Genomic DNA, 26,665 nt, shown 5'->3' on the forward strand with positions numbered 1-26,665 from the left:
ATAACACAAAACCTGACAGTTCCAAAATTGTCGGGTTTTTTTATATTTCTCGGTATGTTTTTGGATTTCTATATGATTAATTTATATTTTTGTATAAAGTTGACTAAAAATAGATCAAATTGAATTTATTTAAGAAGATTGTAAGCAAACTTACCAACCAGCCTGAGCAGGAAGAAAAGCAGAGTCTGGAAAAGTTAGGAGATTCCCTGAAAAATGCGGATCTCGACTATAAGTTTGCCCAACTGTTTACGCATTCCGGAGGTTTTTTTAACTACTGTGCTGATGAAGCGGAGGCGTTACAGACTTTGAACCAGATTATTAAAATTGAAGGAATTCACAATATATTCTGTTGGGATAAAGACCTTCAGAATTTCCTGAATGTGGTAAAAACACCGTATACTTCCGAACTTCAGAGCAATAATGATGCAAGTTTCATTACCTGCGAATATCTTATTGCGTACGATGGAAGAATTATGCTTTCTCACAATAATATCCTTCATTATCATTCTTCCAGACTGCCGGATAAAATTATCATTATGGCGAATATTTCACAGATTGTGAACAACCTGAATGATGCCATGGGAAAAATCAAGAGAAACGGGAATATTAAAAATCTTACTTCCATCAGCGGCGGACAGTCGAAAATGGATACTTCTTCCCATACCAACACAAAACTGTTTTTATTGTTGCTTGAAGATTAAGCATCAGATTTAAAATTTTAACATCTTGGACAAAAATCTCATTCAAAGAACCTTATCAGGAATTGTTTACGTAGCAGTTATTATTCTTTGTACCACTCCGCTTGGAGCTCATTTAATCAACAGTATTTCGCCGGATCTCGTGAAGCAGCAATATCTGTACTACGGATTAATCACTCTTTTAATGGGAGTCGGTTCTTGGGAATGTTTTAAAATCATGAAATTCGGGAAAGGCTATGAACGGTTTGTTGTTTTTCCTTTGGTAATTTTTATTTTTTATGTATTCTCGAAAAGGTATTTCAATTTTGATTTCTTTTTCGATTTCAGACTGAGTGAAATCCTTGCAATGGTTCTTATTGTGATTGCTGCCGTTACATTATTTAAATTCCCGAACGAATTATATTTTGACAGCGGAAAGCTTATTTTTACCGTAATTTATGTCGCACTGCCTTTCAGCTTTGCTTTGGGACTTCCTAAATTTACAAGCTATGACGACAGTTTTTCTTTAGAAGTTCTGTTTCTGTTCATCCTGATCTGGAGCAGTGATACCTTTGCTTATTTAACCGGAAAATTCTTCGGAAAACATAAAATGGCGCCTAAAATTTCTCCTAAAAAAACATGGGAAGGTTATATTGGCGGTGTTGTTCTTACTTTAATCCTGTCTTACTTTGTAGAACATTATCATCCGGATCTTCGCGGAAACTGGATGGTGGTAGGTTTTCTGGTGGCTGCCTTCGCGCCGATCGGGGATTTGGTGGAAAGCCAACTGAAAAGAAATTTCGCCGTGAAAGACAGCGGAAACATCATTCCGGGACATGGAGGTGTATTAGACAGGCTGGATAGTTTCGTTATTTGTGTTCCTGTCGTATATTTGTACTTTATTTTAGAAAAATTTATTTAATCTCATGAAATTACACAGAGAATCAAAAGGAACCATTACCGTTGCCACCATTTTGTTCATCATTTTGGGCGCAGTGGCGATTTATTTTCTTGAAATGTGGTCGTTGGTGATCATTCTGCCATTACTGGTAATCTACAGTTTAGTATTTTGGTTCTTCAGAGTTCCGAATCGTGAAATTCTCGATCACAAAGAAAATGTGATTGCTCCGGTAGACGGAAAAGTGGTAATGATTAAAGAAGTTGAAGAGGATGAATTTATCAAAGGGAAAGCGATTCAGGTTTCTATCTTTATGTCTCCGCTGAATGTTCATATCTGCCGATATCCGGTTTCAGGAAATGTAATTTATAAAAAATACCATCCGGGAAAATATCTGGTAGCTTGGCACGAAAAGTCTTCTACGGAAAACGAAAGAACAACCGTTGCTGTGGAAAGTTTAACGAATCATAAAGTGGTTTTCAGACAGATTGCGGGATATGTTGCGAGAAGAATCGTTTTCTACTGTAATGAAGGCGATACGGCAAAAGCGGGACATGAGTTCGGATTCATTAAGTTCGGGTCCAGAATGGACGTTTTTCTACCTTTAGATACGGAAATTGTCTGTAAGATCGGGGACATTACCAAAGGCGGTCTGGATGTGATCGCGAGAATGAAGGAAGAATAAAAATTAATACAAAATTATAAAGATACAGAGAGAGGTTTTTTAGCCTCTCTTTTTGTTTTTCAAAAATCAAGATTTAAAAGGGTTTCTAAATTTTTTTGAAGTTTAAAATAAAAAAAGTTTCAATTATTTTAACCTATCAAAAATGATAGGTATTGTTAGAGATTTAAATATGCTATAATTTTGCTTCGTAGTAAGAGTAAGACAATCAATGGGATAATGGATTTGGTGTGTTTTGCGTACCCAGTTTTTAATTCCATCACAAGTTATATTTATACAATCGGCTGTAAATATTTCTGATAATTTAATAACCCTAACTTAAAACACTACGAAATGAGAAATATTTATATTTTTTACCTGATCGGGCTAAGTTGTTCATCTTTTGCCCAGGTTGGAATACATACCTCTTCTCCTCAGGCAAGCCTTGATATTAGAGGAAAGAATGATACAGGGACTTTAGGGGTCGCAGTTCCCGGAGTTGTAGATGCTGCAGACGGGATTCTTGTTCCAAGAGTTACAGCGCTCAATGTAAACGGATCTGTGAATGGACAGTTAGTATATTTAATAGCCAATTCCGGCTCTTTTAATAAAGGATTTTACTATTGGGATGGAGTGGCTTCGTGGGTAGGTTTGGGGGGAAGCGGGACTGCAGGAGATTTAACAAACGATGCATTCATCAACGACAATACCAACCAGATGGTGAAACTTGGAACCCAATCTGATGGATCGACTGCAAGACCTGCCAATAAAGCATTTGTTATAAAAGATAACGGAAATCTGGGGATTGGAACTGAGACTCCGAATACATCAGCATTATTAGATTTAACAGCCGCAGATAAAGGTATTTTAATTCCCAGAGTTGCTCTTTCAAGTAGCACAGATATTGTTACCATCCCTAATCCATTAACCAGTATGTTAGTCTATAATAGCGGATCAGCAGGTTTAGTATATAAAGGATTTGTTTTTTGGAATGGAACAGAATGGAGAACAATTAATAATCAATCTACAAAGGCACCCACTGTTACTTCTTTGACCTGTAATGCTGCGACTTTATCTCCTGCAACCTATACCAGCGGGGTATCTTACAATGGCATTTTAAAAATCCCCTATACAGAAGGTAACGGCGGTCTTTATCAGGAAGGAACTACAGTTACTGTAAACGGATTAAATATAAAACTTCTTCCGGGAGAGCTTGCATCAGGCAGTGGTCAGCTTTCTTTCTCAGTGTGGGGAACACCTTCTGTTTCTTCACCTACAGCAATTACTTTTCCTATACAAGGGAGTTCCGGTAATGGTTTAGTGCCATTTCTTACCAATGGTCAGAATTGTAGTGCTACAGTTGGTGATCAGGTTGCAGCTGAATATACCCAATCGATTACTTTGGGACCTTTGATTTCAACAAACGATCCTGCTCCCGGATATCACAAATATGTTACCTCTCCCGATGGAAAATTTTCTGTCAGAATATTCATACAAGATGGTATCACTAATCTATCTTCAGGTGTTAACTTACAAATAAGAAGCAACTCAGGTACGCCAAGTATTTTCTGGAATGGCTCAACCCAACGTACTTCAGCGGGTTCCTCAGAAACTGTATCTGCTTATAACGATAATCCTTTTCCTCAGGCAGGAAAATGGTATGGAGGTGATGGGACTGCTTTTGGAGGTCCTTTTCAGGAAGGTGTTACAGCCGCTTGGGGAATTGCGAATCTTTATAATGGAAATAAGCCTGAATTAAGAACCTACACATGGACCACAAATGATGACGCTCAGGTTGCCTATGTATTAACGTGTATGTTTTCAAACAATGATGCTGTTGCGATTGGTTTAGATGCCTCTACATGCCCAAATGGCACTTGTCCAACGACAAAGGTATATCTTAGAATAGAACAGTTCAGGGTTCCTTAAAGATAAAATAAAAACATAAATTTTGAAAAAAAAATGAGCTCTTAAAGATTTTTTTAAGGGCTTTTTTATTTTTATGCTTAAGAAAATGTAAAAGTTTATCTGCTATTTTCGTTTTGTTGCTCTAATATAAAACTTCCCCAATGATCCACAGCTTCTAATACCGGAATAAGGGTTTTACCCAGATCCGTTAAACTGTAAATAACTTTTAACGGAGGTTTCCGTCCGTAAGATTTTCTGGAAATAAGATTATCGTCTCGTAACTGTTTTAAATATAAGCTTAATGACATATCGGTAATAAAAGACATCTCATTTTTTAGTTCAGTATAGCGTTTTTCACCATCTTTTAAATGGTATAAAATCACAGCCTTCCATTTACCTCCCACCAGATCCATTGCTAGACTTATCGTGGAAGGATAGACTTTACCATTTATTTCAATGCTTTTGCTCATTATTCGCGGTCAGTATAAAGTCAGGTAAATGCTTCAAACGTATTCCGAAGAAAAAATTATGAAGAATACTGACAAATTAATCTAAAATCCTGTTTGTATTCTGTTCCGTAAAATTGATATTCTTACATTAAAGACTCAATGAGTATGTTAAAATACGATTGTAGTTTTAACAATATATAGATGTAAGTTGTGATGATTATTCAATGGTAATATTTTACATTAACATTATAAATATATCAGTGTTAATCTTGTTTTCTAAATATTTTTGTAAAATTAAATACAAATAGAAACTAAAAAGTAAAAATAAATATCGTATTGATGTATAAGTTTATTTTATTGTTTAATGTGTTGATTAGTAGTGTTTTTTAAGTATCTGCTTTTTGTTATAACAGCATTTTAATTCTGCATTTTTTACTAATTAGCTTATTTTATCCGGCTGAAAAAAGTTCAATTTTTTGAGATAATCTTAAAACTGTTATTTTTGCTTTAATTATTTTTTAGATATAATTTTTTAAAGCTTATTGAAACTTTACTCGAAAAACTGTAATGAAAAGAAAGGTGATTCTCCTTATTGTTATATCATTAATATATATTGCCGTCCAAGTAAGTATTAATACTTTTAATTCGAAAAACAAAAACGATGTCAATTTTAAAAAGGACTCTGATCGAAATATCACAGATAACAGCAGTTGGTAGATGGGCAGAACTTGCATCGGGAGCTGATAAATTTACTCGTAATGATCTGTAGAAAATCATTTGTAAACCAAAGAGGATTGCAGATAAGTTATTGATTCAAAACAGCAGAATAATTACTTTCATCAGTCATACTGATAGATATTTTTAAGAACTCCATTTCACGATATTTATGATTAAGTTTTCTGTTTATTTAATAAGGTATAGAGACACTTATAATTATGAATTATAATAATGAAATGCTGCATAAAAAACGTAAGGTATTCATCAGACAGTATTTGTGGATTAAATTATTCTTAGATTTAGTAATTATATTGATAAAAATATTAGATTATTATTTCTACGGCATTATTACCAGATACAATACGATACTTGCCGTGGTAAGTTTTTTATCATCTTTAATTTTATTGTGGAAAATAGATTTTTTAGATAATTTTAAATTTAAGCATCTCGTAAATTTTAATAATTGTGTTCAGTTATTATTAATTGTGTACAATTCGGTATCTAAATTTCCGGATTTCCCGATTACTCTAATTTATTTAATATTATTCCCCATATCTTTTTCTTATGTAAATAATTTTAAACAAACTTTCCTTTATTCCGCATTTTTTTTCATTATATTTTTATTCGTTTACAGCGGTTTCGAGTGGAACAGTTTTCCTAGCTGGAAAAGTAAAGATGTTAATACCGTCTTTTTCCTGTGGATCTACAATTTATTTTCCTTATACTTTCACTTCTTCTTTTTCCTTTTTTTGTTAACGTTTCATATATATTATGCCATAGAATTTAAAAGCGTAAGAATACAGAACAACTTTGAACAGAAAAATGAAACCGTAGAGCCAGAACCCTCATTGTTATCCGACACCGAAATAAAAGAAGATAAATTGATGATTTTATACAGACGAATCATCGAGTATACCGAAAAGAATAAATTTTATCTTAATTCTAATGCCAGTATTTATGATTTAACCCAATCTTTAAATACAAACAGAACCTATATTTCAGCAGCTTTAAACCAAAAAGGGAAAACCAATTTTAATGATTTTATAAATTCCTACAGAATAAATTTTGTAATACAGGAATTTCAAAAGGACATTCATAAAAAGTATACCTTAAAGGTCATCTACACAAGTGCGGGTTTCGTTCATCAATCACAGTTCAACAGAGCTTTCAAAAAAATTATAGGCAAATCTCCCAGAGAATATCTGAAAGATATAAACAGCTGAAATATCAGTAACATAAATTTTAGCCCTCAAAACCCTCAGAAAAGTTCTAAAATAGTGCGTTTTACTACTCATGCGTATAATTGAGGGGATGAGTATGTGTGAGAAGAACCCTCATTTGTTAATTTTACCTGAAATTTGTACCGTATAGTTTTAGCTAAATTTGGTTAAATACTATTTTTCCCAATGATGATACATTATGCATAACAGCATTTGAAATCATCTTCATCTTGCTTGCCTTAAAATTTATTCTTCCAATCAAAATTCAGGGGTTTAAGATCTATAAGTTAAGATAAAAATAGATTAATCAGGTTTTAAGTATATTTGCAATGTCGAATTTAAAAGGATTACTCAGTTAAATTCGATTCTAAAAAAACACACACGCAATGATTTACAAACTTTTCTTCGATAAAAAGGAAAGAGGTAATAATAATTTTGAAAATGATTACAATCATTTACTTAATCGTTATTTGCTTTTTCTCTTTTTTATATTCTTATTCTATTCCATATTTATTATTACTTTTTACAGAGATATTATTGCTTCTGTTTTTCTTACATTAATTACCTTATTCTGGATATTGATGATTTCAATAGAAGATAAGGTGAAAAAGTTTCATAAAAATCTCAAAATAAGCGTAGTAAGTATTCTTGTGATGCTTACTCTCATCGTAAGCTTTTTTAATATCTACACTTCAAAAATGGTGGGGATGGAGTATTTTTATTTCAGTATTCTTTTCGCAATTCCTTTTTTCTTCAATTATAGTAAAGACAAGATTGAAATTTATTTTTTAGCTGTGTTCATCAGCTTTAATTTTATTATCTGTCTTTATTATGATTTTAGCTTTTTACCGAGAAGTAAATTTTTAGAAAACAAAGATTACATTACCATAAAACTCATTAATATTTTATTTTCCATCGTTTCTTTTTTAATAGATATGGTATTTATAAGCCAGAAAGATGAACTTATCAACGGTTTAATGAAAAACACAAAAATTAAGGATTCAACAATTGAAGACCTTATAAAAACCAATACTCAGCTCATGAAAAACCAGATGTTGGTAAATCATCTTACGGACGAAAATATTGAAGAAATATTCAGACTGGCAGAGAAAAATTCAGTTTTGTTTTTTGAGAGATTTCAAATCTTTTTTCCGGGTTTCATCCCCGCTATTTTAGAGATTAATCCTAACCTCATTCATTCTGAACTCTATTTTTGTGCATTAATGAAGCTGGATTTCGATACGAAAAAAATTGCACAGTGTACCAATAACAGCATAAGAGCCGTAGAAAGTAAAAAATACAGAATACGAAAAAAACTGAATATTCCTTCCGATATTAATATCAACAGCTTTCTTCTTAAAATATAAGACCATGCAGTTTTCAGATTTTTATCATCCGGAATTCTGAATTTGTGTTAAAATATTAATAACGTGTGAGTTTTACTACGCGTGAGTAACATTGCGTATCAAAAATTTTGTTACATCATTTTTACAGAGACTAATTTTGCAGAGATTATAATCTTTATTTAAAATTTTAATCTAAAAATAAAAAATGATGAATACAAAAATTACCAGATGTTTAGCAAGAACATTACTGATTGTTCTGTTCTTTGCTTTTGAAAATTTTTTTTCGCAGTACAACGGAGCAGTAGGGATTAATACTTCTTCGCCCAATACCAATTCTGTTCTGGACATTGTTTCAGGAAATAGCAATAAGGGAATTCTCATTCCGCGTCTTACAGAAACTCAGCGAAATGCCATAGTCATCAACTCGGCAAATGATGATGGTCTTACGGTTTACAATACCACAGAAGACTGCCTGAACTATTGGAGCCTTGCAGATAATGAATGGAAAAGCGTCTGCGGACAGATAGGAAAATCGGTTTTTACAATCGATTGCTCTAACACAAAAGCTGTGGGAAGTTACGTAAAAGGAAAAGAATTAACCACTTCCAATTACCTTAGTGTGACGGTAAATGTTACTAAAATAGGAAATTATACGATTATGGGCACCACAACTAACGGTTATAATTTTTATGGAACAGGAGTTTTTTTGAACACAGGTATACAAACAATACAAATTCCGGGACAGGGAACTCCTGCCGCAATACAAACAGACACAATACAGCTTTCTGCCAATGGGGTTGATGTTACGTGTACACCACCAGTTACGATTACTGTTCTAAGCCCTGCAGCAACCTATACAATGAGTTGTGGAAAAGCAATAGTAAATGGTGTATATAAAGTAGGAACGCCTCTCACAGCTTCAAATACAATAACATTGCCTGTAAATGTTACTTCTCTGGGAAGTTACACGATTACTACTAATACAGTTGATGGAATTTCTTTTAGTGGTTCCGGAACTTTTACAGCAACTGGAAATCAAAACATTACTTTACAAGGAACGGGCACGCCTACTTCTACTTCGGTTAAAACAATTACCATAACTTCTGATAGCCAAGGTGGTGTATCTACAACATGTACGGTAAGTGTAGTTGTAGTTATACCAATTAAAAGATTACTCGCAGTAGGGACTTCAGAAAATGTATATGGGTATAATTTTTCAGGAACAGCAGCATCTGGACGAATGATTAGTACAGCCTCAAATTTTGGGACTACAGCAACAAGTATAGTAAAAGCAGAAGGGTTTACAAGAATTAATGGTGGAAATAGTCCTAGTATTGCTCAGTTGCAAGGTTGGCTTTCTGGTTCAAGTCCTGTTGATATTATGGTTATAGGATATTCATGGGCACCTTCTGATGCTGAAGCAGATATTATTGCAGATTATTTGGTGAAAGGAGGAGTTGTTTTGGCATTCAGTGAATCCAATGCAGGTATGCAAAGACTTTTTAGGTATGTATTTAATGATAATACCATTACAACAGGTAGTGTAAATGCAGCAGGTGCTTTGTACAGACTTCCTGTAATTAATGATGAAATTATAAACGGACCTTTTGGTGATGCAAGAGGCAAGACTTGGGGAGAAGATGCTTCAGCAACTACTTATGCATCAGGTATTCCTTCCAGCGAAATAGATATATATTCTACAGATTCTGATCTATCACAGGCTTCACCTGGAGGTACAGCGGGAAGAGTCACTGCATTTAAGCATAAAACACTGAATTTCATATGGATTGGTGATGGTGGTTTTAATTCAAATTGTGGTGCTTCTGATACTATTTGTCCTTTTGAAGTAAACGGAAGTAATTTGCCGGTTGTTAAAACTTCTTATGGAAGAGGTGGAGATGCGTTAGATCAGGATGTTTATAATTCAATTATCTCTGCGAATGCTTTTGCATGGGCAATAAAACAAGCTGAATTTAATGGAATAAATACACAATAAAGAATATAATAGTCACAATTATATAGTTTTTAAAGGCCGCTTCTGCATCGTTCATGTTGCAGAAGCTTTTGTTTTGTAGAAATAATAAGCTTAAATGAAGCCATAATTGGAAATTTGAAAACCTGACTCATAAAGATATTGGTTTTTAATCTTGCATTGAAATTGAATCCGTTTAACAAAAAAAGAGTATTCCTAAGGTTTTTAAACTCCTTTCGAAATACTCTTTCTTAATTTTATTGTAAACAGAACTAATCGAAATTCTGCAATTCTACAAGTTTATGGTAAACTCCTTTTTTCGCAATGAGATCGTGATGGGTTCCCTGTTCTACGATATCTCCTTTTTCCATCACTACAATCCAGTCTGCTTTCTGAATGGTGGAAAGTCTGTGGGCAATAACCAAAGACGTTCTGTTTTCCATCATTTTTTCCAGTGCATCCTGAACAAATCTTTCCGATTCGGTGTCCAAAGCAGAAGTCGCTTCATCCAGAATCATAATCGGTGGATTTTTCAGTACGGCTCTCGCAATGGAAACCCTTTGTTTCTGACCCCCTGAAAGCTTTCCTCCGTCATCTCCGATGTTAGAATCATATCCATCCGGAAGATTTGTGATAAAGTTATCTGCATTGGCAATTTTGGCTGCTGCAATTACCTCTTCTCTTGTGGCTTCAGGTTTCCCCATGAGAATATTATTGTACACCGTATCATTAAATAATACAGATTCCTGGGTAACCATCCCGAGAAGTTTACGGTACTCTTTTAACCTTAAATTTTTAATATTTACGCCATCAATCAGAATTTCACCTTCGGAAACATCGTAAAACCTTGCCAGAAGATTCGCGATCGTTGTTTTTCCGCTTCCGCTTTGTCCGACAAGAGCTACCGTTTTTCCTTTAGGAATACTTAAAGAGAAATTTTTAAGAATGGCGTGTTCTTTATCATAATAAAAACCGATATTTTTAAATTCAATGGCTTTATTAAGCGTTGAAATACTTACCGGATTGGCAACTTCCTCAATTTTCACATCAGCTTCAAGGATTTCCAAAACCCTGTGCAAAGAAGCTTCTCCTTTCTGTACGTTAGAAATCGACTGCGATAAACTTTTTACCGGAGGTAAAATCTGGAAGAACATTCCTAAAAAAACTAAAAAATCCTGTGGCGCAATGCTGTGTTCCACAACAATCTGCTTTCCGCCATACCATGCAATAATTAAGAACGTAACAGAACCAAGGAATTCACTGATCGGCGATGCCAGTTCTTTTTTTCTTCCCAATCGTATTGAGCTGTTGATCCACCTTTGCATAGAGCCCATAAAACGGCTGTCCATGATCTTTTCTGCACTGAAAATCTTAATTACTTTTGACGATTTTAAGGTTTCATCCACAATAGAGAAAATGGTTCCCATTTCGTTCTGGGCTTCGTGAGAATCTTTTTTAAGACTTTTCCCGATTAAGGCGATTAAAGTTCCCATCACTGGTAAAACCAGAAGAGAAAAAAGCGTTAATTCAGAACTTAGTAGAAACAGACTTATTAAGGTACTCACAAGCATAAACGGAGCGTTAATCAGCTCCACTAAACTTCCTAAAATACTGCCTTCCACTTCGCCTACGTCATTAGACATACGCGACATCATATCTCCTTTTCTGCTCTCTGTAAAAAATGAAACCGGCAAAGCTAAAACCTTACGGTACATTTCTCCGCGCAGATCTTTCGTAACGCCTACACGATAATTAATCAACAGGAAAGATCCTAAATATCTGAAAAGGTTCCTCAGCAAAAACATAAATGCCGTGATGACGCAGAGCCATGCTAAAACATTCAGCGTACCATAATCATCCACCAAAGTCTGGATATAGTAATTGGAATAGTTTTTCAGATACGGAAATAAATCTGTAAGATTTCCGGAATATACAGGCGGAGATTCAAAATCTTCCCTTTTAATAGTTCCGAAAAGCATTCCCAAAACAGGAAGAATCGTTCCTAAAGAAGCAATCTGAAATACAGAATATAATAAGTTGAAAAATAAACTTCCGAAAATATATTTCTGGTGTGGTTTGGCGAATTTTAATATTTTTTTATATTCGTTCATTCAATGAAAAAATTGGATAGCAAAATTACGTAATTAAAATGATAAGACGTTTTTAATCGACTTTTACTTTATAATAAGTTGATGCACCACGTATTTTGTTACAGATTTTCGGGCAGATATTTCTCAGAAAAAACAAAGCCACCCGAAGAAAGGTGGCTTTAGATATCGAATTTTAAAATTTCACTTTATCGTTATACTTCGGTTCAAAATTCTTTGGTGTAAGTTTGTCTAAAGTTTTTCCGAAATTATTGATGATGGTGGTTAAATTCTCGAAATCCACAACATTTACATCATCGTTTTCATGATGATAATGCGTCGCTTTCGTCATGTCTACCGTGGAAAAAGAATGGGCAATAATTTTCTTTTTTACAAAGCTTACGTTGTCTGATCGGTAGAAAAGCTGTTCCGAAGAATAAGGATCAGGATTTATTTTTAAGCCATTTGCCGCATTTTTATTAAACAATTCATCAAGATCCGAAAATTCATCACCCGTCATAAACAAAGCATTCTTTCCGAAAGCAGATTCTGTAGCCACCATTTCAAAATTGAAAAGAGCAGCCATATGATCATAAATTTGATTTAAATTTTCGTCTTTTGAAATAGCTCTTGAACCGAGCATTCCTTTTTCTTCTCCGTTAAATGCCATGAAAACCAGAGAAAATTCAGGTTTTTTATTTTTGAAATAATCTGCAATTCCTACCAGAGTGGTAATTCCGCTTGCGTCATCATCGGCTCCGTTGTAAATATTGTCTTTGGGGTTATTGCTGGTTCCGATATGATCAAAATGTCCGGAAAAGCCTAAGAATTTATCCGTTTTTCCCTTTTTTACTCCGCAAACATTATAAACGGTTTTTTCTTTGTATATAAAAGGAACCAGATAAGAATTTCCGGTGCAGAAATCTAAATTGTTTTCTTTAAAAAGCTTTGCAATATAATTGGCGGCATTATCATTTTCCACAGTTCCGATTTCTCTGCCTTTCATTTCATCTGAAGCCAGTGTTGAAAGAATATTCCGTACTCTTTCTGAAGAGACTTCCTGCGCAAAAGAAAATATTGAAAACAGCGTAAAGGTAAGATAGGTGAGTTTTTTCATTTTTAATAATTTATAAACAATCTGTCGCAGTATAAACGGAAATGTTGCATACAAATATATTTAATTGAAAAATAATAGGAAAAACATCTCTTAAACACGAATAATTCTGAAAATACACAAAATAAAAAACAGCTCCTGAAAGAAGCTGTTCTCACTCAAAAAATCGTTGTAAGGTTATCGAAGTCTGTCCACAGATTTTACGAGCCTCTCATCTTTTTTGATGTAAATGTTTGCAATAAGCAGACAGATCACCGCAATTAATGAGAAAACCGGCTCAATACCCTTCTCAGGAAAATCTATTCCTCCGGATAATTTTAGTAACCAGTACATCAATACACCAATCAACAAAGCGTTTATAATAATGCTGATGTTATTCAGCAATATTTGTCTTTTTCTGTTTTTAAAGCTGAAAATACTGAGTACTCCCACCAAAACAAGGACGATACATCCGATATTGATCACAGGAAAGCTGTCTGAAATTACAACATCTTCTCCTGTAATGAACAGAAATACAGCAGCCAACACTGCTAAAAAAGTCCATATAGTCTGTATTCTTTGTAGCATTGAATATTAAATTCTACGCAAAAGTAATATAAATTTTGCACAATTCAAAAATAAGTGTAGATTTGCATTATACGAATGTACTTGAAAACAACAGTCACCTGACTTACTTTTCTTATTCACAATTAATTACATTTTTTACACTAAATATGTTTAACATTGAAACGTTAAGGTCAAAATCCGTAACGGAACTGACTAAAATCTTAAAGGATTTAGGCGTTAAAGTTGCAAGAAACAGCACTGAAAATGACAAAATCTTTGCAATTCTTGACTTTCAGGCTTCCAATCCAAAAGTAGCAAAAGAATATTTCAACGCTACTGAACCCAGTATGAATACTGAGGAAAAACCGGCAGAAAAACCTGCGAAGGCTCCTGCTAGAAAAGCTGCTCCGAAAAAAACGACAGCTAAGACAAAAGCTGAAGCAAAACCTGCTGAAGAAACAAATCCTAAAGCAGAGGAAAAAGCTGAAGCAGAAGTAAAAGAAACCGTTTCTGAAGAACCTAAACCCGAAGAAACCAAAGCAGAACCTGCCGCAGCAACGGAAGAACAGACTGCAACAGGACAGGCTAAGAAAAAGAGGAAAAGAGTTTCTCCTGCCAATACAACCAACGCAGAAGCGCCTCAGGAAAAAACAGAAGCTCCAAAAAACACAGAATCCCAAGAATCTGCTCCAGCAGAAGAAAAGCCGAATAATACCCCTCAACATCAGGCTAGATCCCAAAAAGGACAAAACAACAATCCGAACAACAACGGAAACCAGCATAGAAATCAAAACCATAACCAAAATCCGAATCAAAACCAAAATCAGCATCAGAATAAGCAGCAACAGCAGCATTCTGAGAAAACGGAGGAACAGCACGAACAGCCTAAAAAGGAGTTCAGTTTCGACGGAATGGTAAGCATTGAAGGGGTTTTGGAAATTTTACCGGACAATTACGGATTTTTACGTTCTTCAGACTTCAGCTATATCTCTTCACCGGATGACGTATACGTTTCTACGGCACAGATCAGAAATTACAGTTTGAAAACAGGAGATACCGTAAAAGGGATTGTAAGATTACCGAAAGAAGGAGAAAAGTATTTTTCCTTATTAAGACCCACAGAAGTTAACGGACGTGATCTTGCTTTCATTAAAGACCGTGTGGCTTTTGAATATTTAACCCCGCTTTTCCCACAGGAAAAATTCAATCTTGCCGGAAAAGGCTCTACTATTTCTACCAGAGTAGTGGATCTTTTCGCACCCATCGGGAAAGGACAGAGAGCAATGATCGTTGCACAGCCGAAAACCGGTAAAACCATGTTGCTGAAAGATATTGCCAATTCTATCGCAGCCAATCATCCTGAAGTTTATATGATGGTTCTTCTGATCGACGAACGTCCGGAAGAGGTTACCGATATGGAAAGAAGCGTAAATGCAGAAGTTATTGCATCTACTTTTGATGAAGCGGCAGAAAAGCACGTAAAAGTGGCTAACCTTGTTCTGGCGAAAGCACAGAGAATGGTAGAATGTGGTCACGACGTAGTTATTTTATTAGACTCCATCACAAGATTGGCAAGAGCTTACAATACCGTAACGCCAGCATCAGGAAAAGTTTTATCGGGAGGTGTTGATGCGAATGCGCTTCACAAACCGAAAAGATTCTTCGGAGCGGCAAGAAAGATTGAAGGAGGAGGGTCTTTAACAATTATCGCAACGGCTCTTATTGACACTGGTTCTAAAATGGATGAGGTGATTTTTGAAGAATTTAAAGGAACAGGAAACATGGAACTTCAACTGGACAGAAAAATTGCCAACAGAAGAATTTATCCTGCTATCGATCTCGTTTCTTCAAGTACCCGTAGAGACGATCTGCTTCTGGATGAGGTAACTTCCCAGAGAATGTGGATCTTAAGAAAATATCTTTCTGAAATGAATCCAATCGAAGCAATGGAATTTGTAGACAAAAACATCAAAGGAACTTTGAATAACGAAGAATTCCTGATGTCGATGAATAAATAAATTGAATTTAATTTGTTAAATAGAAAGCACGGACGTTTAATGTTCGTGCTTTTTTAGTTTTTGGTTAGAAGCGGGACGTTTTTAATGGCTGTTTTTTTGAAAATAATTATTCTTTTGAAGCTTTATCTCGCTTTCCGCACTCGCTATTTTAGGATTTCGGCGGCGAAGCCGCCGCCGAAATCCTAAAATGAGCTCAGACAATTGCTGCAATCGAGGCTAGGTTTTTGTCTGATATTTCAATACTTCATTGGATCCACAAAATTTGTGATCCTGAAAGAGTTCAATATAGCATTAAAATAAAGTCTGAAAAAATTCTTGTTTGAACCCTTTGGTTTGTTATCAGCTTTAATTCAAAAATAAATTTTTCAAAATTGATAAGCTTCCGTCATTAGACTTTCTTACCATGAAAATTTAATTCATTCTAAATCAATATATCAATGTTAAAGATTTATTAAAGTAATCTCCATTTTTTGAATATAGATTAAATAATGGCTAAATTTGGGTAATAACATTAAAAATAAAATTATGTCATTTGAATTACCAAAACTAGGATATGCTTACGACGCATTAGAGCCGACAATAGATGCAAAAACAATGGAAATCCACCATACAAAACATCATCAAGCATACGTAGACAATTTAAATAATGCGATTAAAGGAACTGATCTTGAAGGAAAAACTATTGAGGAAATCTGCCAGACAGGAACTGATAAACCAGCAGTAAGAAACAATGGAGGAGGACACTTTAACCATACTTTATTCTGGGAAATTTTAACTCCGGGCGGAAGCAAAGAGCCTGTAGGAAATGTAAAAGCTGCTATCGAAGCTTACGGAGGTTTTGAAAAATTCAAGACCGATTTTTCTGATGCTGCTAAAACAAGATTCGGTTCAGGATGGGCTTGGTTGGTAAAAAATGCTGACGGTTCTGTTACCGTTTCTTCAACTCCAAACCAGGATAACCCGTTAATGCCGGTTGCAGACGTAAAAGGAACTCCAGTTTTAGGACTTGACGTTTGGGAGCACGCTTATTATTTAAATTACCAAAACAGAAGACCTGATTATGTATCAGCATTCTTCGAAGTAGTAAACTGGGATAAAGTAGAAGAATTATTCAACAAATAATTATTCAACTATTTCATAAAAAAAGGTTCAGAGCAATTCTGAACCTTTTTTAGTATCTTGTGGTATCACTTCCCGAAAGTCCGTTCATTTTTAAACCGTATTTCCAGTTTACATACGCAAAAACCTGATACAATTTGTATTCGAATTTAATACCGTATTTTTCTTTCGGATCATAGTCAATGAATGATTCTATCACATTTCTGTATCTTCCGGAACTATAGTAGGAATTCCATTCTGTGACCAGAAAAGTATTTCTGTTCTTCAGATAAGATTCAGAATATTGGCAGATTGGCTTGGCAATGGCATTCAGAAAATAATCAAACTGAGTATCGATTACCGTAAGATCCCATTCTCCATCATCATTCTTTGATGGTTTTATTTCCGACTTTTCTTTTTCATTCTTAGGATCGCTTTGCGCAGAGCAATAGACTGAAAATAAAGAAAGTATTAATAGTAAAACTAAATTTTTCATCTCATAAAGTTACAAAAAAAAGACACTCAATCTGAGTGTCTTGTACTTTTATGGTTCTTTCTGGAGAACTACAAATGCCGGGAAGTGGTCGCTGTAACCGCCGGTAAACTGGTCGCCGTTCCATGATCGGAAAGGGTAGCCTTTGTAATTCCCTTCTTTATTCACTAAGTAAGGCGGAGCAAAAATTTCAGCCTTATAAACCGAATAATCTTTTGTTACCTGATCTGAAACTAAATTTTTAGAAACAATAATCTGGTCAAATAAGTTTGGTGCATCCTGATACGCTAATGAAGCAACTCCTTTTTTATACAAAGGGTACATTAAGTTAAGATAAGGATTGGCATCACTTAAATCTTTCGGGCTTGGCTGTGCTTTCAGGTGATTTTTTAAACTTGCACTTACAGGATCATCATTAAAATCTCCCATTGCAAATAACTTTGTTGAAGGATCTGCTGCTCTTACACTGTCCATTTGTTGTTTCAGTAAAGCTGCTGCTGCATTTCTCTTAGGAAGAGAAACGGCTTCACCCCCTCTTCTTGAAGGCCAGTGATTCATAAAGAATGCTACCTTTTCATTATCAAGGAAACCTGTAACCACCAAGATATCTCTGGTATATTCTCTTTTTCCTTCGTCACCGAAAACTTTCAGTTCTTTTTTCAGAGAATTGGTAGGGGTAAATCTTCTTTTCTGATAAATCAAAGCCACATCAATTCCTCTGTAATCATAAGAATTGTAATGAATAATTCCGTAATCATATTTTTTCAGTGCCGGTTCATTAATAAGATCCTGAATAACCTGTCTGTTTTCCACCTCAATTAAACCTACGACTGCAGGAGCCGTTTTAGTGTATTGCGCTCCCATTTCAGAAATTACTTTGGCTTCGTTGGCAAGTTTCGCCTTATACACTTTCGTATTGTAGTTTTTAGCACTTTTTGGAGTAAATTCTTCCGAGCCGCCTTGAAATCTTACTACTTTCTTACCAATTAAAGCGCCATCGCTCCATGGTCCGTCGTATTTTTCAGCTTCTAAAAACTTAACGGAATCCAAAGGAATACTTCTGTGGAAAGCCGGATTTTTAATATCTTTAGTCCCGTCGATATAATCTGCTGACTGAATGGTGTCCCAAAGGTTTTCCACATTCAAAAAACCTACAGTAGCCACCTTTCTCAGTTTTCCCTGCTGTTGTGAAAATGCCATTATTGATAAAACGATGGCAAAAAAACTCAAAAATTTCTTCATTCTCTTAGAGTTATTATTAATATTATTTAATCTGCAAATTTACTTTTTTTTAACTTCCCGCTATTTTAAATATTTGTAAATTTAAAATGTGGTATTTACGTTTTTATTTATAATGATTCTTAAAAGCTTGCAATGTTAAGAAAAAATAACGTAAAAAAAGTTGTAAATTCTAAATTTTGACTAAATTTGCGTCCCCAACTTTTAAACTGTTGAGAATTAACAAGAAAAGTATTTAAAAAAATAAATATACTCATGATTAAAAAACTATCATTAGTCTCTTTATTTACTTTACTTCCAGCATCATACTATTTTGCACAGACTACGGTTTCTGCTTATTTAAAAGATGCTGAAGGAAAGCCCGTTGAAAGGGCAGAAGTAGATCTTAAAGGGAATGACAATGATGTAACGGCTGACAAAATCGGATACTTCCAGTTTGTAGACCTGAAGCCGGGGCATTACCAAATTGTGATTACAAAACCGAATTACGAAACCAAAGTAATGGAGTTTGATGTAATGGACAGTGAGAAGAAAAAGGATTTAGGGACAATCACCCTATATTCTGCACTTACAAGCGCGGATCAAGGTTTAGCAATCATTGACAGTGATGGAGACGATGAGGACAGCAACAGCGGACAGGCTTCTACAGTAGGTTTACTGCAGTCATCTCAGGATATTTTCAGCAGAATCGCAGCGTTTGATTTAGGATTTTATTGGTTCCGTCCAAGAGGAATCGATGGAAGATTTGGAGAAACCATGTTAAATGGTGTTTCCATGATCAAGTCTGATAATGGTAATGTAGATTTTGGAAACTGGGGAGGACTTAACGAAATTACAAGATACCCTGAAATTTCTGCAAACCATTCACCTTCGGAATATGCTTTTGGTGGAAACAGCTCGGTAGTTTATAAAAATACTAAAGCGAGTGAATACAGAAAAGGATTTCAGTTTACTCAGTCTTTAACCAACAGAAATTACAGAAACAGAACATCTCTACGTTACAGCTCAGGAATGAGCAAAAGCGGATGGGCGTTTACTGCAATGGGAGCAAGAAGATGGGCGGAAGAAGGTATTCAGGAAGGAACCTTCTATGATGCTTACGGAGCTTATTTGGGAATTGAAAAGAAATTTAACGATAAGCACACGATGACTTTCAACTTTATCGGTGCGCCTTACAGAAGATCTACCGCGAGTCCGAGTACTCAGGAAGTGTACAACTACAGAGGAGTTCATTACAATTCTTATTGGGGATATCAGGACGGAGAGCAGAGAAGTGAAAGAGTAAGAAAAGGTTTCCAGCCGATCTTCCAGATTCAGGATTTCTGGAAAATTAATAAGAATAATACTCTTTGGACATCTGTATCTTACCAGTTCGGAAAAGATAAAGGATCCCGTTTAGACTGGCAGAATGTACAGAACCCTTCTCCTACATACTACAGAAATTTACCAAGTTATTACGATTCATTAGATCCTAATGCATCTGTAACGCTTCCAACGGGAGTAACGGGAACAACGGCTCAACAGGCTTTTCAGGCAGCTATGAACGGATGGACTTCAAACGATCCGAACTTTACACAGCTTAACTGGGACAGATTGTACCAGAGAAATATGCAGCAGCCTGCAGGAACTTACTATGGACAGACCGGAAAAAGAGCATTATATTATTTAGTAAATGATGTAAGCGACGATAAAATCTGGAATGCATCTACTCACTTTGTTCACAACTTCAACGATAATACGAAATTCTTATTAAACGTATCTTATCAGAATTACCGTTCTGAGCAGTACAGAGAAGTAAACGATCTTTTAGGTGCTGATTTTGTACTGAACAGAGACCCGTTTGCAGCAACAAACCAGCCCGGAAAATCAGGATTATACAATCAGGGTGAAGAAAATGTAACGAAAAAAGTAGGTGATAAAATGACTTACGACTACATTTTCAGAAGACAGGAAGTAAAAGTAAATCCGGGAGTAAGATTTACAGCAGGAGCTTTTGATGTATTTGTATCTGCATTGGCGGGATATTCTTCTTCCAACAGAGAAGGTCTTTTCAATCACTATTTATATAAAGATTCCTACGGAAAAGGAATGGATTATAACTACTGGAACTATGGTCTGAAAGGGCAAGTCGTTTACAGACTGAACGGTAGAAACTTCTTTGTGTATAACGGAGCATATTATAATCAGGCACCTTATTTAGAAGATTTATTCGTAAATCCTAGAGTAAACGGATCTGTAGCACCCAACGTGAAGAGCATGACGGTAAATGCTAATGATCTTAGCTATGTTATTTCTTCTCCTTTCTTAAAATTAAGATTAACAGGTTATTTAGTTGATACAGACAACGAAACTACGGTTCAGAGATTCTTTGCAGACGGTATTCCATTAAACAGTGTGGATGCAGACGGTAACCAGACCAATGTTCAGAGTGCTTTCGTATCTCAGGTAATGACGGATGTTAAGAAAAGAAATATGGGAGTTGAACTTGGAGTTGATGTTAAGGTTTTACCTACATTATCATTGCAAGGTTTAGCGAGCATTGGACAGTATACTTATAAGAATGATCCGAGAACTTATTTTGCATCAGATGCAGTAGGCGTTTTTGCAAATGGTCTTCCGTATGTAGATCTTGGAAAATCATACATTAATAATTATCGTCAGGGAGGAACCCCTCAACAGGCTTACTCAGTCGGTTTCCGTTACAACAATCCTAAATATTGGTGGGTAGGTGCCAACTGGAATTATTTTGATGAAAATTATCTGGATCCTGCTGCGTTGGTAAGAACAGAATCTTTCGTTCAGAATAATGTTTCCGGAACACCATACTATGGACTTACAGAAAGTGATCTTAGAAAAGTGCTAGAACCAAACAAACTGCCTTCATCATTCTTCCTGAATGCGAATGCAGGAAAATCTTGGGTAATCGGTAAATATTATGTTTTAATTTCTGCTACGGTAAACAATATTTTAAATAACAGAAAATATATTACAGGAGGATTTGAACAGACTAGAAATGCGGTTTATCCAAGCTTTTCTGAAGATTTAAGCAGAGAATATACTTTGTTTGCACCAAAATACTGGTACACTCAGGGAAGATCATATTTTGTAAATTTACAGTTTAGATTCTAATAATCAATTCACTAATTATTCTAAAAAATTAATAAAATGACAATAAAGAAATACTTAAGTTTAGTAGCAGGAGTTGCATTCGCAGCAATTTCTATTACATCTTGTGTTCAGAAAGACGAGTGGGATACTCCGCCAATTAAGTGCGAGAACAGATTCCCTGCTCCTACCATGACTTTGGCAGCATTCAAAGCTCAGGCTCCTTCTACAGGATACGTTTTAATTTCAAACGACCAGATTTTTGACGGTTATGTAGTTTCTTCAGACGAAAACGGAAACTTCTATAAAACAATTTCTTTCCAGGATAAGCCGGAAAACCCGACTGCAGGTTTGCAGATCGAGGTAGACAGATCTAGCAACTATGCAGATTTCCCGGTAGGTGCACACATCAGAATTAACGCGAAAGGTCTTAGATTAGGTTTAGACAGAGGTACGGTGAAAATCGGTTCTGTAGATCCTACTTACGCAATCGGAAGAGTGCCTGCTTCTTTGTTAAGCAGATATGTTTCAGGAGTTTGTAACGGAAACGGTCTTGAAGTAGTTACCATCAAGCCTTTGGAATTACCAAATCTTGCTGCTGCAAAAAGTGATCAGTACATCAATACTTTGGTAAAAGTTCCTAACACACAGTTTACCATTGCAGATATTTATCCTACAGCAAAAACATTTATCGATTATGTTGCAGGTGCAGGAGTAGATACAGACAGAACTTTGGAAGATGCATCTGGAAACAGTGCAGCTTTAAGAAACTCAGGTTTCTTCTCCGAAGGATCTAAAACATTGCCTACAGGAAACGGAGATGTTACTTTCGTAGTAAGCCGTTATAATTCCACTTGGCAGATGCTGATCAGAAATACCAATGATATTAACTTCAAAGGAACAAGAGTAGATGCAACTCCGCCAAAAGGAGGAACTGCAATTACGTATTCAGGATCTTTCCTTGAAAACTTTGAAAGCTATGCTACCACTCCGGCTAACCTTGAAGTATATCCTAAATATGTAAACGATCCGCTTTTAGGAAACAGATACTGGCAATTAAAGACTTTCAGCGGAAACAAATACATCCAATTGGGAGCGAATTCTGGAACAGGGCCTTATGTAACGTATTTCGCAGTACCTGTTGATTTTACAGCAGCAAACACACTGAAATTTGACGTAAACGTAGGATTTTTTAACGGTAATGCTTTAAAAGTATACTATACTACCAACTATACTCCGCTTGGAGATATTACTCAGGCTACAAAGACAGATATTACTTCTGCGTTTACAATTCCGGTAACACCTACAAGTGGATACGGAACAATTGTACCTGCAGGAAGTTATAGTTTCCCTGCTTCTTTAACGGGGAACGGATTTGTATTATTCGAATACACCGGAAACGGAAGTGGTGTTACTACAACAATCCAGTTGGATAACATTCAGGTTCAGTAAGAATTTTGAAAATTTAAATAATAAAGGCTGTCTTTTTAGACAGTCTTTTTATTTTTGCCCAAACCCATAAATCATGCAGTACTTCGTTTACACTTTAGACCACATCTATACAGATCAAACCCACACAGATTCTAAAAGATTAGGATATTTTAGCGATTTAAAAGAACTTGAAGAAGTGAAAGCCAAGGCTATCCGATTATCAGGTTTTAAAATGTTTCCGGAAAGTTTTATGATTCGGAAATATATTTTAGATAAAGTTAACTGTAAGGATGGATTTACCGAAGTTATAGGAGAGATCGGGCGAGATTATCCTGAATCTGGAGATGAGGTTGATGCAACAATAGTATCGGTAAAAGAGCTGGGATTAGAATCGGTTTTTTGTCTGAGTCATATTTATACAATTCATACTCATCTGGATGATGAAAGATGTATCGGCCTATTTTCAAGCTATGAAAATGCTCATAATGTGATGAATGAATTAAAGGATAAATCGGGTTTTAAAGATTTTCCAGATAATTTTATTCTGGAAGAGGTAGTATTGAATGCAATGCATTGGACAACCGGATTTTATTGGGAAGATTAAAATCAGATGCAGCTCCAACAAAAAACCACCGCAAAAGCAGTGGTTTCATTATTAATTGTATTGTCTTTAAAAAGATACTTCGTTTACCTCTTTTCCGCGCTGGAAATTCATTGTTTTCTGGCTTCCTTTATAAGCAATATTCACAAGGTTAATCTGCTTAGGAAAGGCGCTTAAAAGGATCGTATTTTTTATTCTTAAGGTACTGATGTCGGAAACGCCTCCCGTCTCAAAATATACCCATACAGTTTCTCCGCTGACCTGACTTCCCGTGAATGTTATTGTTTTCGGTGAGCCATTGACGTACACATCAAAATTATTGTTTACATACTTTTTAACCTCTGCTTCAAATCCTGCCGTATTAGGGTTGATCTTTATCGCATCAGAAATATGATTTGTATTCATTTTTGTGGTGAACTTCAATGTTTTGCTTCCATCAATATAATCCACTTTAGTCATTGAAGAGAAAAAGTCTACATACGTGAAACTCATTAACACAAAAAATGTTAAAATTCCTGATATATATAAAATTTTTTTCATCTTAGATAATAGATTTACAATCATGATTGTTAGTTTTAAGTCACAAATAATGTGCCAATTAAAAGTTCACGTTTACGGAATATTTATCATAAAAAGCTTTGATGTGCGCTACCGCTTCATTAGCACTGTCTACCACACGGTAAAGCTCAAGATCTTCTTCGTGGATCATCTTTTCTTTCAGCAAAGTGGTTTTAAACCAATCCAGTAATCCGCTCCAGAACTCCGAACCGACCAGAACAATAGGGAATCTTCCTATTTTATTGGTTTGAATCAGCGTTAAAGCCTCCGTAAGCTCATCCAGTGTTCCAAATCCTCCAGGCATTACAATAAACCCCTGAGAATATTTCACAAACATTACTTTTCTTACAAAAAAGTAATCGAAATTCATCGAATATGATTTATTGATGTAAGGATTAAAATGCTGTTCAAAGGGCAGATCGATATTCAGACCAATTGATTTCCCCTGAGTGTTGAAAGCACCTTTATTTCCGGCTTCCATAATTCCGGGACCACCTCCGGTAATGATTCCGAAGCCTAATTTTGTAATTTTCTCAGCAATTTCCACCGCCATTTTGTAGTATTTGCTTTGTGGCTTCAGTCTTGCAGATCCGAAAATAGAAACACACGGACCAATTTTAGCCAATTTTTCATAGCCATCTACAAATTCCGCCATTACTTTAAAAACCATCCAGCTATCTTTCGTGATGGTTTCGTCCCATGTTTTTTGTCTGAGACTGTTTTGTAATTTCGTTTCGTTACTGTCAAATTCAGGATTTACCAGACTTTCATCCCTCGTTCCTTCAATTCCCATTGTACAATTATTTAAAATATTTTTCGGCTTCCGTTACAGATTCCGGTCTTCCGACATCGATCAGAATACTGTCGTGAAGGAAACCATGGATATGCTCGGTCTGCATAAGATCCAGATATTCTTCCATAACAGAAAATTTGCCTGTCCTTTTTATTTTTTCAAAGATAAGCGGATTGATGCAATGTACCCCACTGAAAGCCAAAGCTTTGAATCCTTTGTTGAATTCTGCCAGTCTCTGCTCTCCGGACTGTACATTCAGCCATCCTCTTAATACCATATCGTCGTTAAAAAGCAGTTTTCTTGAGCTTTCTCTGTCCGATACAGCTAAAGTAGCAAAATCTTTTATCTTTTTATGATATTCTACAAATTCTGTAATATTAATGTTGGTAAGAATATCGGCATTCATGATGAGGAAATCTTCTCCATGATCGAGAAATTTTCTAGCAAAAACCAAGCCGCCTCCGGTTTCCAGAAGCTCTTCGCTTTCGTCGGAGATTTCTATTTTACATCCGAAATTATCGTTCTGCTTTAAAAAATCAACTATTTGATTTCCAAAATGATGAATGTTTATGACAAAATCGTTTATTCCGAAATTTTTTAAATATTTAATATTTCTTTCCAGAAGCGGAACTTCATTCACCTTTGCCAAAGCTTTCGGATGATGGTCGGTGAATGGTTTCAGTCGGGTTCCTTTTCCGGCTGCGAAAATAAGTGCTTTCATTTTTTATGGGTAATGAGTAATGGGTAATGAGTAATAGATGAAATACATTTTAAAATGAACAATAAGGTTAAAATATTACTTATTGCACATTATTCATTACTTATGATTAAGTTGATGCTGTTCGTCATGATGAAGGCTGATTTCAACTTTTTCACCATATTTTTCTTCAATAAAATGAGCGATTTTTATCGCAGAATAAACCGATCTGTGCTGTCCTCCTGTACAGCCGAAGTTGATCTGAAGGTTTTCAAATCCCCTTTCCAGATAATTATCTATATTAATGGAAACAAGATTCTTGATTAATTCCAGAAATTTAGGCATTTCGGTTTTGGTTTCCAGATATTCCTGAACACCGATGTCGTTTCCGGTCTGGGTTTTATATTCTTCCACTCTTCCCGGATTTAAAATTCCGCGGCAGTCAAACGTAAAACCTCCTCCGTTTCCTGTTTCATCTTTCGGAATTCCTCCTTTTTTGTACGAAAAACTGTGTATATCGATGTGTAGCATTTTTTTAATTTTATAATTATTTATTTATTTATTCTTAAACCGTTAAGATTTATATTTAAGAAGTTAAGTTTATTTAAGATTTTTGATAAATCAAAATTTAGTTTGGAAGCTCTTTAAAATACTCATTAATAAAAGGTTTTAAAGATTTGGTTATGTTATCGGTGAAGAAATTGATTAACAGACCTTGAGGCTTTTTCAAAACTTTCATGTAAGTTAATAATTGAGCTTCATGAATAGGCAAAATTTCTTCGATCGCTTTTAATTCTACGACAACAGCATCATTTACAAGCAGATCAACAACCAGTTTCGTTTTGATATCAACTCCTTCATAATTAATGGTTGTAAAAAGTTGTTGTTTTACATCATATCCATTGTTAATGAGTTCAATTTTTAAACATTCTTCATAAATACTTTCAAGCAAACCAGGTCCAAGTGTTTTGTGAACTTTTATTGCAAAACCGGTAATTTCATAAGATAATTGTGTAATTTCTTTTTTCGTCATAACA

The 26,665-nt window shown here is 35.2% G+C and carries 23 protein-coding genes; 12 read left to right on the top strand and 11 right to left on the bottom strand.

Annotated features, from left to right (window positions below):
- Nucleotides 1-119 precede the first annotated feature (119 nt).
- The 4 genes from BW951_RS07945 to BW951_RS07960 all read left to right on the top strand — a co-directional run bounded on the left by BW951_RS07945 (nt 120) and on the right by BW951_RS07960 (nt 4,165).
- The gene (locus BW951_RS07945; protein ID WP_076391567.1) at nt 120-701 is read left to right on the top strand and encodes an LUD domain-containing protein; all 582 of its coding nucleotides are present in this window, start codon (nt 120-122) and stop codon (nt 699-701) included.
- A 25-nt stretch (nt 702-726) separates the two neighbouring features.
- A complete protein-coding gene (locus BW951_RS07950; RefSeq protein ID WP_076391569.1) occupies nt 727-1,599 on the top strand; it encodes a phosphatidate cytidylyltransferase in 873 nt (290 codons plus the stop codon).
- 4 nt (nt 1,600-1,603) lie between these two features.
- Nucleotides 1,604-2,260, top strand: a complete 657-nt coding sequence (locus tag BW951_RS07955; protein WP_076391571.1) for a phosphatidylserine decarboxylase family protein — start codon at nt 1,604-1,606, stop codon at nt 2,258-2,260.
- Between the two features lie 330 nt (nt 2,261-2,590).
- Nucleotides 2,591-4,165: a hypothetical protein gene (locus tag BW951_RS07960; protein ID WP_076391573.1), complete on the top strand. Its 1,575-nt coding sequence runs from the start codon at nt 2,591-2,593 to the stop codon at nt 4,163-4,165.
- Nucleotides 4,166-4,260: 95 nt separating this feature from the next.
- Here the strand turns inward: BW951_RS07960 and BW951_RS07965 are convergent, their stop codons facing one another.
- Nucleotides 4,261-4,614 (bottom strand): winged helix-turn-helix transcriptional regulator, encoded by a 354-nt coding sequence (locus tag BW951_RS07965; protein ID WP_076391575.1) that lies wholly within the window; start codon nt 4,612-4,614, stop codon nt 4,261-4,263.
- Between the two features lie 1,580 nt (nt 4,615-6,194).
- Between BW951_RS07965 and BW951_RS22695 the strand changes: the two genes are divergently transcribed.
- From BW951_RS22695 to BW951_RS07980, 3 genes are all read left to right on the top strand, one after another.
- The gene (locus BW951_RS22695; protein ID WP_175608797.1) at nt 6,195-6,533 is read left to right on the top strand and encodes a helix-turn-helix domain-containing protein; all 339 of its coding nucleotides are present in this window, start codon (nt 6,195-6,197) and stop codon (nt 6,531-6,533) included.
- 383 nt (nt 6,534-6,916) lie between these two features.
- On the top strand, nt 6,917-7,897 hold the full coding sequence (locus BW951_RS07975) for a helix-turn-helix transcriptional regulator (protein WP_076391579.1): 981 nt from the start codon (nt 6,917-6,919) through the stop codon (nt 7,895-7,897).
- A 184-nt stretch (nt 7,898-8,081) separates the two neighbouring features.
- Complete coding sequence (locus tag BW951_RS07980; protein ID WP_139326129.1) at nt 8,082-9,872, top strand: hypothetical protein; 1,791 nt, start codon at nt 8,082-8,084, stop codon at nt 9,870-9,872.
- A 248-nt stretch (nt 9,873-10,120) separates the two neighbouring features.
- Here the strand turns inward: BW951_RS07980 and BW951_RS07985 are convergent, their stop codons facing one another.
- The 3 genes from BW951_RS07985 to BW951_RS07995 form a co-directional block, all read right to left on the bottom strand.
- Nucleotides 10,121-11,959, bottom strand: a complete 1,839-nt coding sequence (locus BW951_RS07985) for an ABC transporter ATP-binding protein (RefSeq protein WP_076391583.1) — start codon at nt 11,957-11,959, stop codon at nt 10,121-10,123.
- A gap of 172 nt (nt 11,960-12,131) precedes the next feature.
- The gene (locus BW951_RS07990) at nt 12,132-13,052 is read right to left on the bottom strand and encodes a M28 family peptidase (protein WP_076391585.1); all 921 of its coding nucleotides are present in this window, start codon (nt 13,050-13,052) and stop codon (nt 12,132-12,134) included.
- 174 nt (nt 13,053-13,226) lie between these two features.
- On the bottom strand, nt 13,227-13,616 hold the full coding sequence (locus tag BW951_RS07995) for a DUF4293 family protein (protein WP_076391587.1): 390 nt from the start codon (nt 13,614-13,616) through the stop codon (nt 13,227-13,229).
- A gap of 146 nt (nt 13,617-13,762) precedes the next feature.
- Between BW951_RS07995 and rho the strand changes: the two genes are divergently transcribed.
- Together rho and BW951_RS08005 are read left to right on the top strand one after the other, a co-directional pair.
- Nucleotides 13,763-15,613 (top strand): transcription termination factor Rho, encoded by a 1,851-nt coding sequence (gene rho, locus BW951_RS08000; RefSeq protein WP_076391589.1) that lies wholly within the window; start codon nt 13,763-13,765, stop codon nt 15,611-15,613.
- 525 nt (nt 15,614-16,138) lie between these two features.
- Nucleotides 16,139-16,735 (top strand): superoxide dismutase, encoded by a 597-nt coding sequence (locus BW951_RS08005; RefSeq protein WP_076391591.1) that lies wholly within the window; start codon nt 16,139-16,141, stop codon nt 16,733-16,735.
- Nucleotides 16,736-16,784: 49 nt separating this feature from the next.
- Here the strand turns inward: BW951_RS08005 and BW951_RS08010 are convergent, their stop codons facing one another.
- Nucleotides 16,785-17,207, bottom strand: a complete 423-nt coding sequence (locus tag BW951_RS08010) for a DUF6146 family protein (RefSeq protein WP_076391593.1) — start codon at nt 17,205-17,207, stop codon at nt 16,785-16,787.
- Between the two features lie 48 nt (nt 17,208-17,255).
- Nucleotides 17,256-18,446, bottom strand: a complete 1,191-nt coding sequence (locus tag BW951_RS08015; protein WP_076391595.1) for an endonuclease/exonuclease/phosphatase family protein — start codon at nt 18,444-18,446, stop codon at nt 17,256-17,258.
- A gap of 252 nt (nt 18,447-18,698) precedes the next feature.
- Here BW951_RS08015 and BW951_RS08020 point away from each other — a divergent pair, with 252 nt between their 5' ends.
- From BW951_RS08020 to BW951_RS08030, 3 genes are all read left to right on the top strand, one after another.
- On the top strand, nt 18,699-21,572 hold the full coding sequence (locus BW951_RS08020) for a carboxypeptidase regulatory-like domain-containing protein (protein WP_076391597.1): 2,874 nt from the start codon (nt 18,699-18,701) through the stop codon (nt 21,570-21,572).
- A gap of 36 nt (nt 21,573-21,608) precedes the next feature.
- Nucleotides 21,609-23,000 carry a M949_1556 family lipoprotein gene (locus BW951_RS08025; protein ID WP_076391599.1) on the top strand — a complete coding sequence of 464 codons (1,392 nt, stop codon included), beginning with the start codon at nt 21,609-21,611 and terminating at the stop codon, nt 22,998-23,000.
- Nucleotides 23,001-23,073: 73 nt separating this feature from the next.
- Nucleotides 23,074-23,583: a hypothetical protein gene (locus BW951_RS08030; RefSeq protein WP_076391601.1), complete on the top strand. Its 510-nt coding sequence runs from the start codon at nt 23,074-23,076 to the stop codon at nt 23,581-23,583.
- 66 nt (nt 23,584-23,649) lie between these two features.
- Here BW951_RS08030 and BW951_RS08035 read toward each other — a convergent pair whose 3' ends face one another.
- The 5 genes from BW951_RS08035 to BW951_RS08055 form a co-directional block, all read right to left on the bottom strand.
- Nucleotides 23,650-24,120: a DUF6702 family protein gene (locus BW951_RS08035; RefSeq protein ID WP_228427521.1), complete on the bottom strand. Its 471-nt coding sequence runs from the start codon at nt 24,118-24,120 to the stop codon at nt 23,650-23,652.
- A gap of 58 nt (nt 24,121-24,178) precedes the next feature.
- Entirely contained in the window at nt 24,179-24,931 is a 753-nt protein-coding gene (locus BW951_RS08040) for an LOG family protein (protein WP_076391605.1), read from the bottom strand.
- A gap of 7 nt (nt 24,932-24,938) precedes the next feature.
- On the bottom strand, nt 24,939-25,652 hold the full coding sequence (locus BW951_RS08045; RefSeq protein WP_076391607.1) for a nucleotidyltransferase family protein: 714 nt from the start codon (nt 25,650-25,652) through the stop codon (nt 24,939-24,941).
- Nucleotides 25,653-25,748: 96 nt separating this feature from the next.
- The gene (locus tag BW951_RS08050) at nt 25,749-26,159 is read right to left on the bottom strand and encodes a RapZ C-terminal domain-containing protein (protein WP_076391609.1); all 411 of its coding nucleotides are present in this window, start codon (nt 26,157-26,159) and stop codon (nt 25,749-25,751) included.
- Between the two features lie 97 nt (nt 26,160-26,256).
- Entirely contained in the window at nt 26,257-26,661 is a 405-nt protein-coding gene (locus BW951_RS08055; RefSeq protein ID WP_076391611.1) for a GxxExxY protein, read from the bottom strand.
- Nucleotides 26,662-26,665 lie beyond the last annotated feature (4 nt).

This window comes from Chryseobacterium gambrini (assembly GCF_900156825.1).
Classification (GTDB): Bacteria; Bacteroidota; Bacteroidia; order Flavobacteriales; family Weeksellaceae; genus Chryseobacterium; species Chryseobacterium gambrini.

Excerpts from the sequence above, each read along its gene's own strand:
- BW951_RS08005 (WP_076391591.1), top strand. The coding sequence starts at position 16,139 with ATGTCATTTGAATTACCAAAACTAGGATATGCTTACGACGCATTAGAG.
- BW951_RS08030 (WP_076391601.1), top strand. The coding sequence starts at position 23,074 with ATGCAGTACTTCGTTTACACTTTAGACCACATCTATACAGATCAAACC.
- BW951_RS07995 (WP_076391587.1), bottom strand. The coding sequence starts at position 13,616 with ATGCTACAAAGAATACAGACTATATGGACTTTTTTAGCAGTGTTGGCT.
- BW951_RS08040 (WP_076391605.1), bottom strand. The coding sequence starts at position 24,931 with ATGGGAATTGAAGGAACGAGGGATGAAAGTCTGGTAAATCCTGAATTT.
- BW951_RS08055 (WP_076391611.1), bottom strand. The coding sequence starts at position 26,661 with ATGACGAAAAAAGAAATTACACAATTATCTTATGAAATTACCGGTTTT.
- BW951_RS07965 (WP_076391575.1), bottom strand. The coding sequence starts at position 4,614 with ATGAGCAAAAGCATTGAAATAAATGGTAAAGTCTATCCTTCCACGATA.
- BW951_RS07980 (WP_139326129.1), top strand. The coding sequence starts at position 8,082 with ATGATGAATACAAAAATTACCAGATGTTTAGCAAGAACATTACTGATT.
- BW951_RS08035 (WP_228427521.1), bottom strand. The coding sequence starts at position 24,120 with ATGAAAAAAATTTTATATATATCAGGAATTTTAACATTTTTTGTGTTA.
- BW951_RS07960 (WP_076391573.1), top strand. The coding sequence starts at position 2,591 with ATGAGAAATATTTATATTTTTTACCTGATCGGGCTAAGTTGTTCATCT.
- BW951_RS08045 (WP_076391607.1), bottom strand. The coding sequence starts at position 25,652 with ATGAAAGCACTTATTTTCGCAGCCGGAAAAGGAACCCGACTGAAACCA.
- BW951_RS08025 (WP_076391599.1), top strand. The coding sequence starts at position 21,609 with ATGACAATAAAGAAATACTTAAGTTTAGTAGCAGGAGTTGCATTCGCA.
- BW951_RS07990 (WP_076391585.1), bottom strand. The coding sequence starts at position 13,052 with ATGAAAAAACTCACCTATCTTACCTTTACGCTGTTTTCAATATTTTCT.
- BW951_RS07985 (WP_076391583.1), bottom strand. The coding sequence starts at position 11,959 with ATGAACGAATATAAAAAAATATTAAAATTCGCCAAACCACACCAGAAA.
- BW951_RS08010 (WP_076391593.1), bottom strand. The coding sequence starts at position 17,207 with ATGAAAAATTTAGTTTTACTATTAATACTTTCTTTATTTTCAGTCTAT.
- BW951_RS08020 (WP_076391597.1), top strand. The coding sequence starts at position 18,699 with ATGATTAAAAAACTATCATTAGTCTCTTTATTTACTTTACTTCCAGCA.
- BW951_RS07975 (WP_076391579.1), top strand. The coding sequence starts at position 6,917 with ATGATTTACAAACTTTTCTTCGATAAAAAGGAAAGAGGTAATAATAAT.
- rho (WP_076391589.1), top strand. The coding sequence starts at position 13,763 with ATGTTTAACATTGAAACGTTAAGGTCAAAATCCGTAACGGAACTGACT.
- BW951_RS22695 (WP_175608797.1), top strand. The coding sequence starts at position 6,195 with ATGATTTTATACAGACGAATCATCGAGTATACCGAAAAGAATAAATTT.
- BW951_RS07955 (WP_076391571.1), top strand. The coding sequence starts at position 1,604 with ATGAAATTACACAGAGAATCAAAAGGAACCATTACCGTTGCCACCATT.
- BW951_RS08015 (WP_076391595.1), bottom strand. The coding sequence starts at position 18,446 with ATGAAGAAATTTTTGAGTTTTTTTGCCATCGTTTTATCAATAATGGCA.
- BW951_RS08050 (WP_076391609.1), bottom strand. The coding sequence starts at position 26,159 with ATGCTACACATCGATATACACAGTTTTTCGTACAAAAAAGGAGGAATT.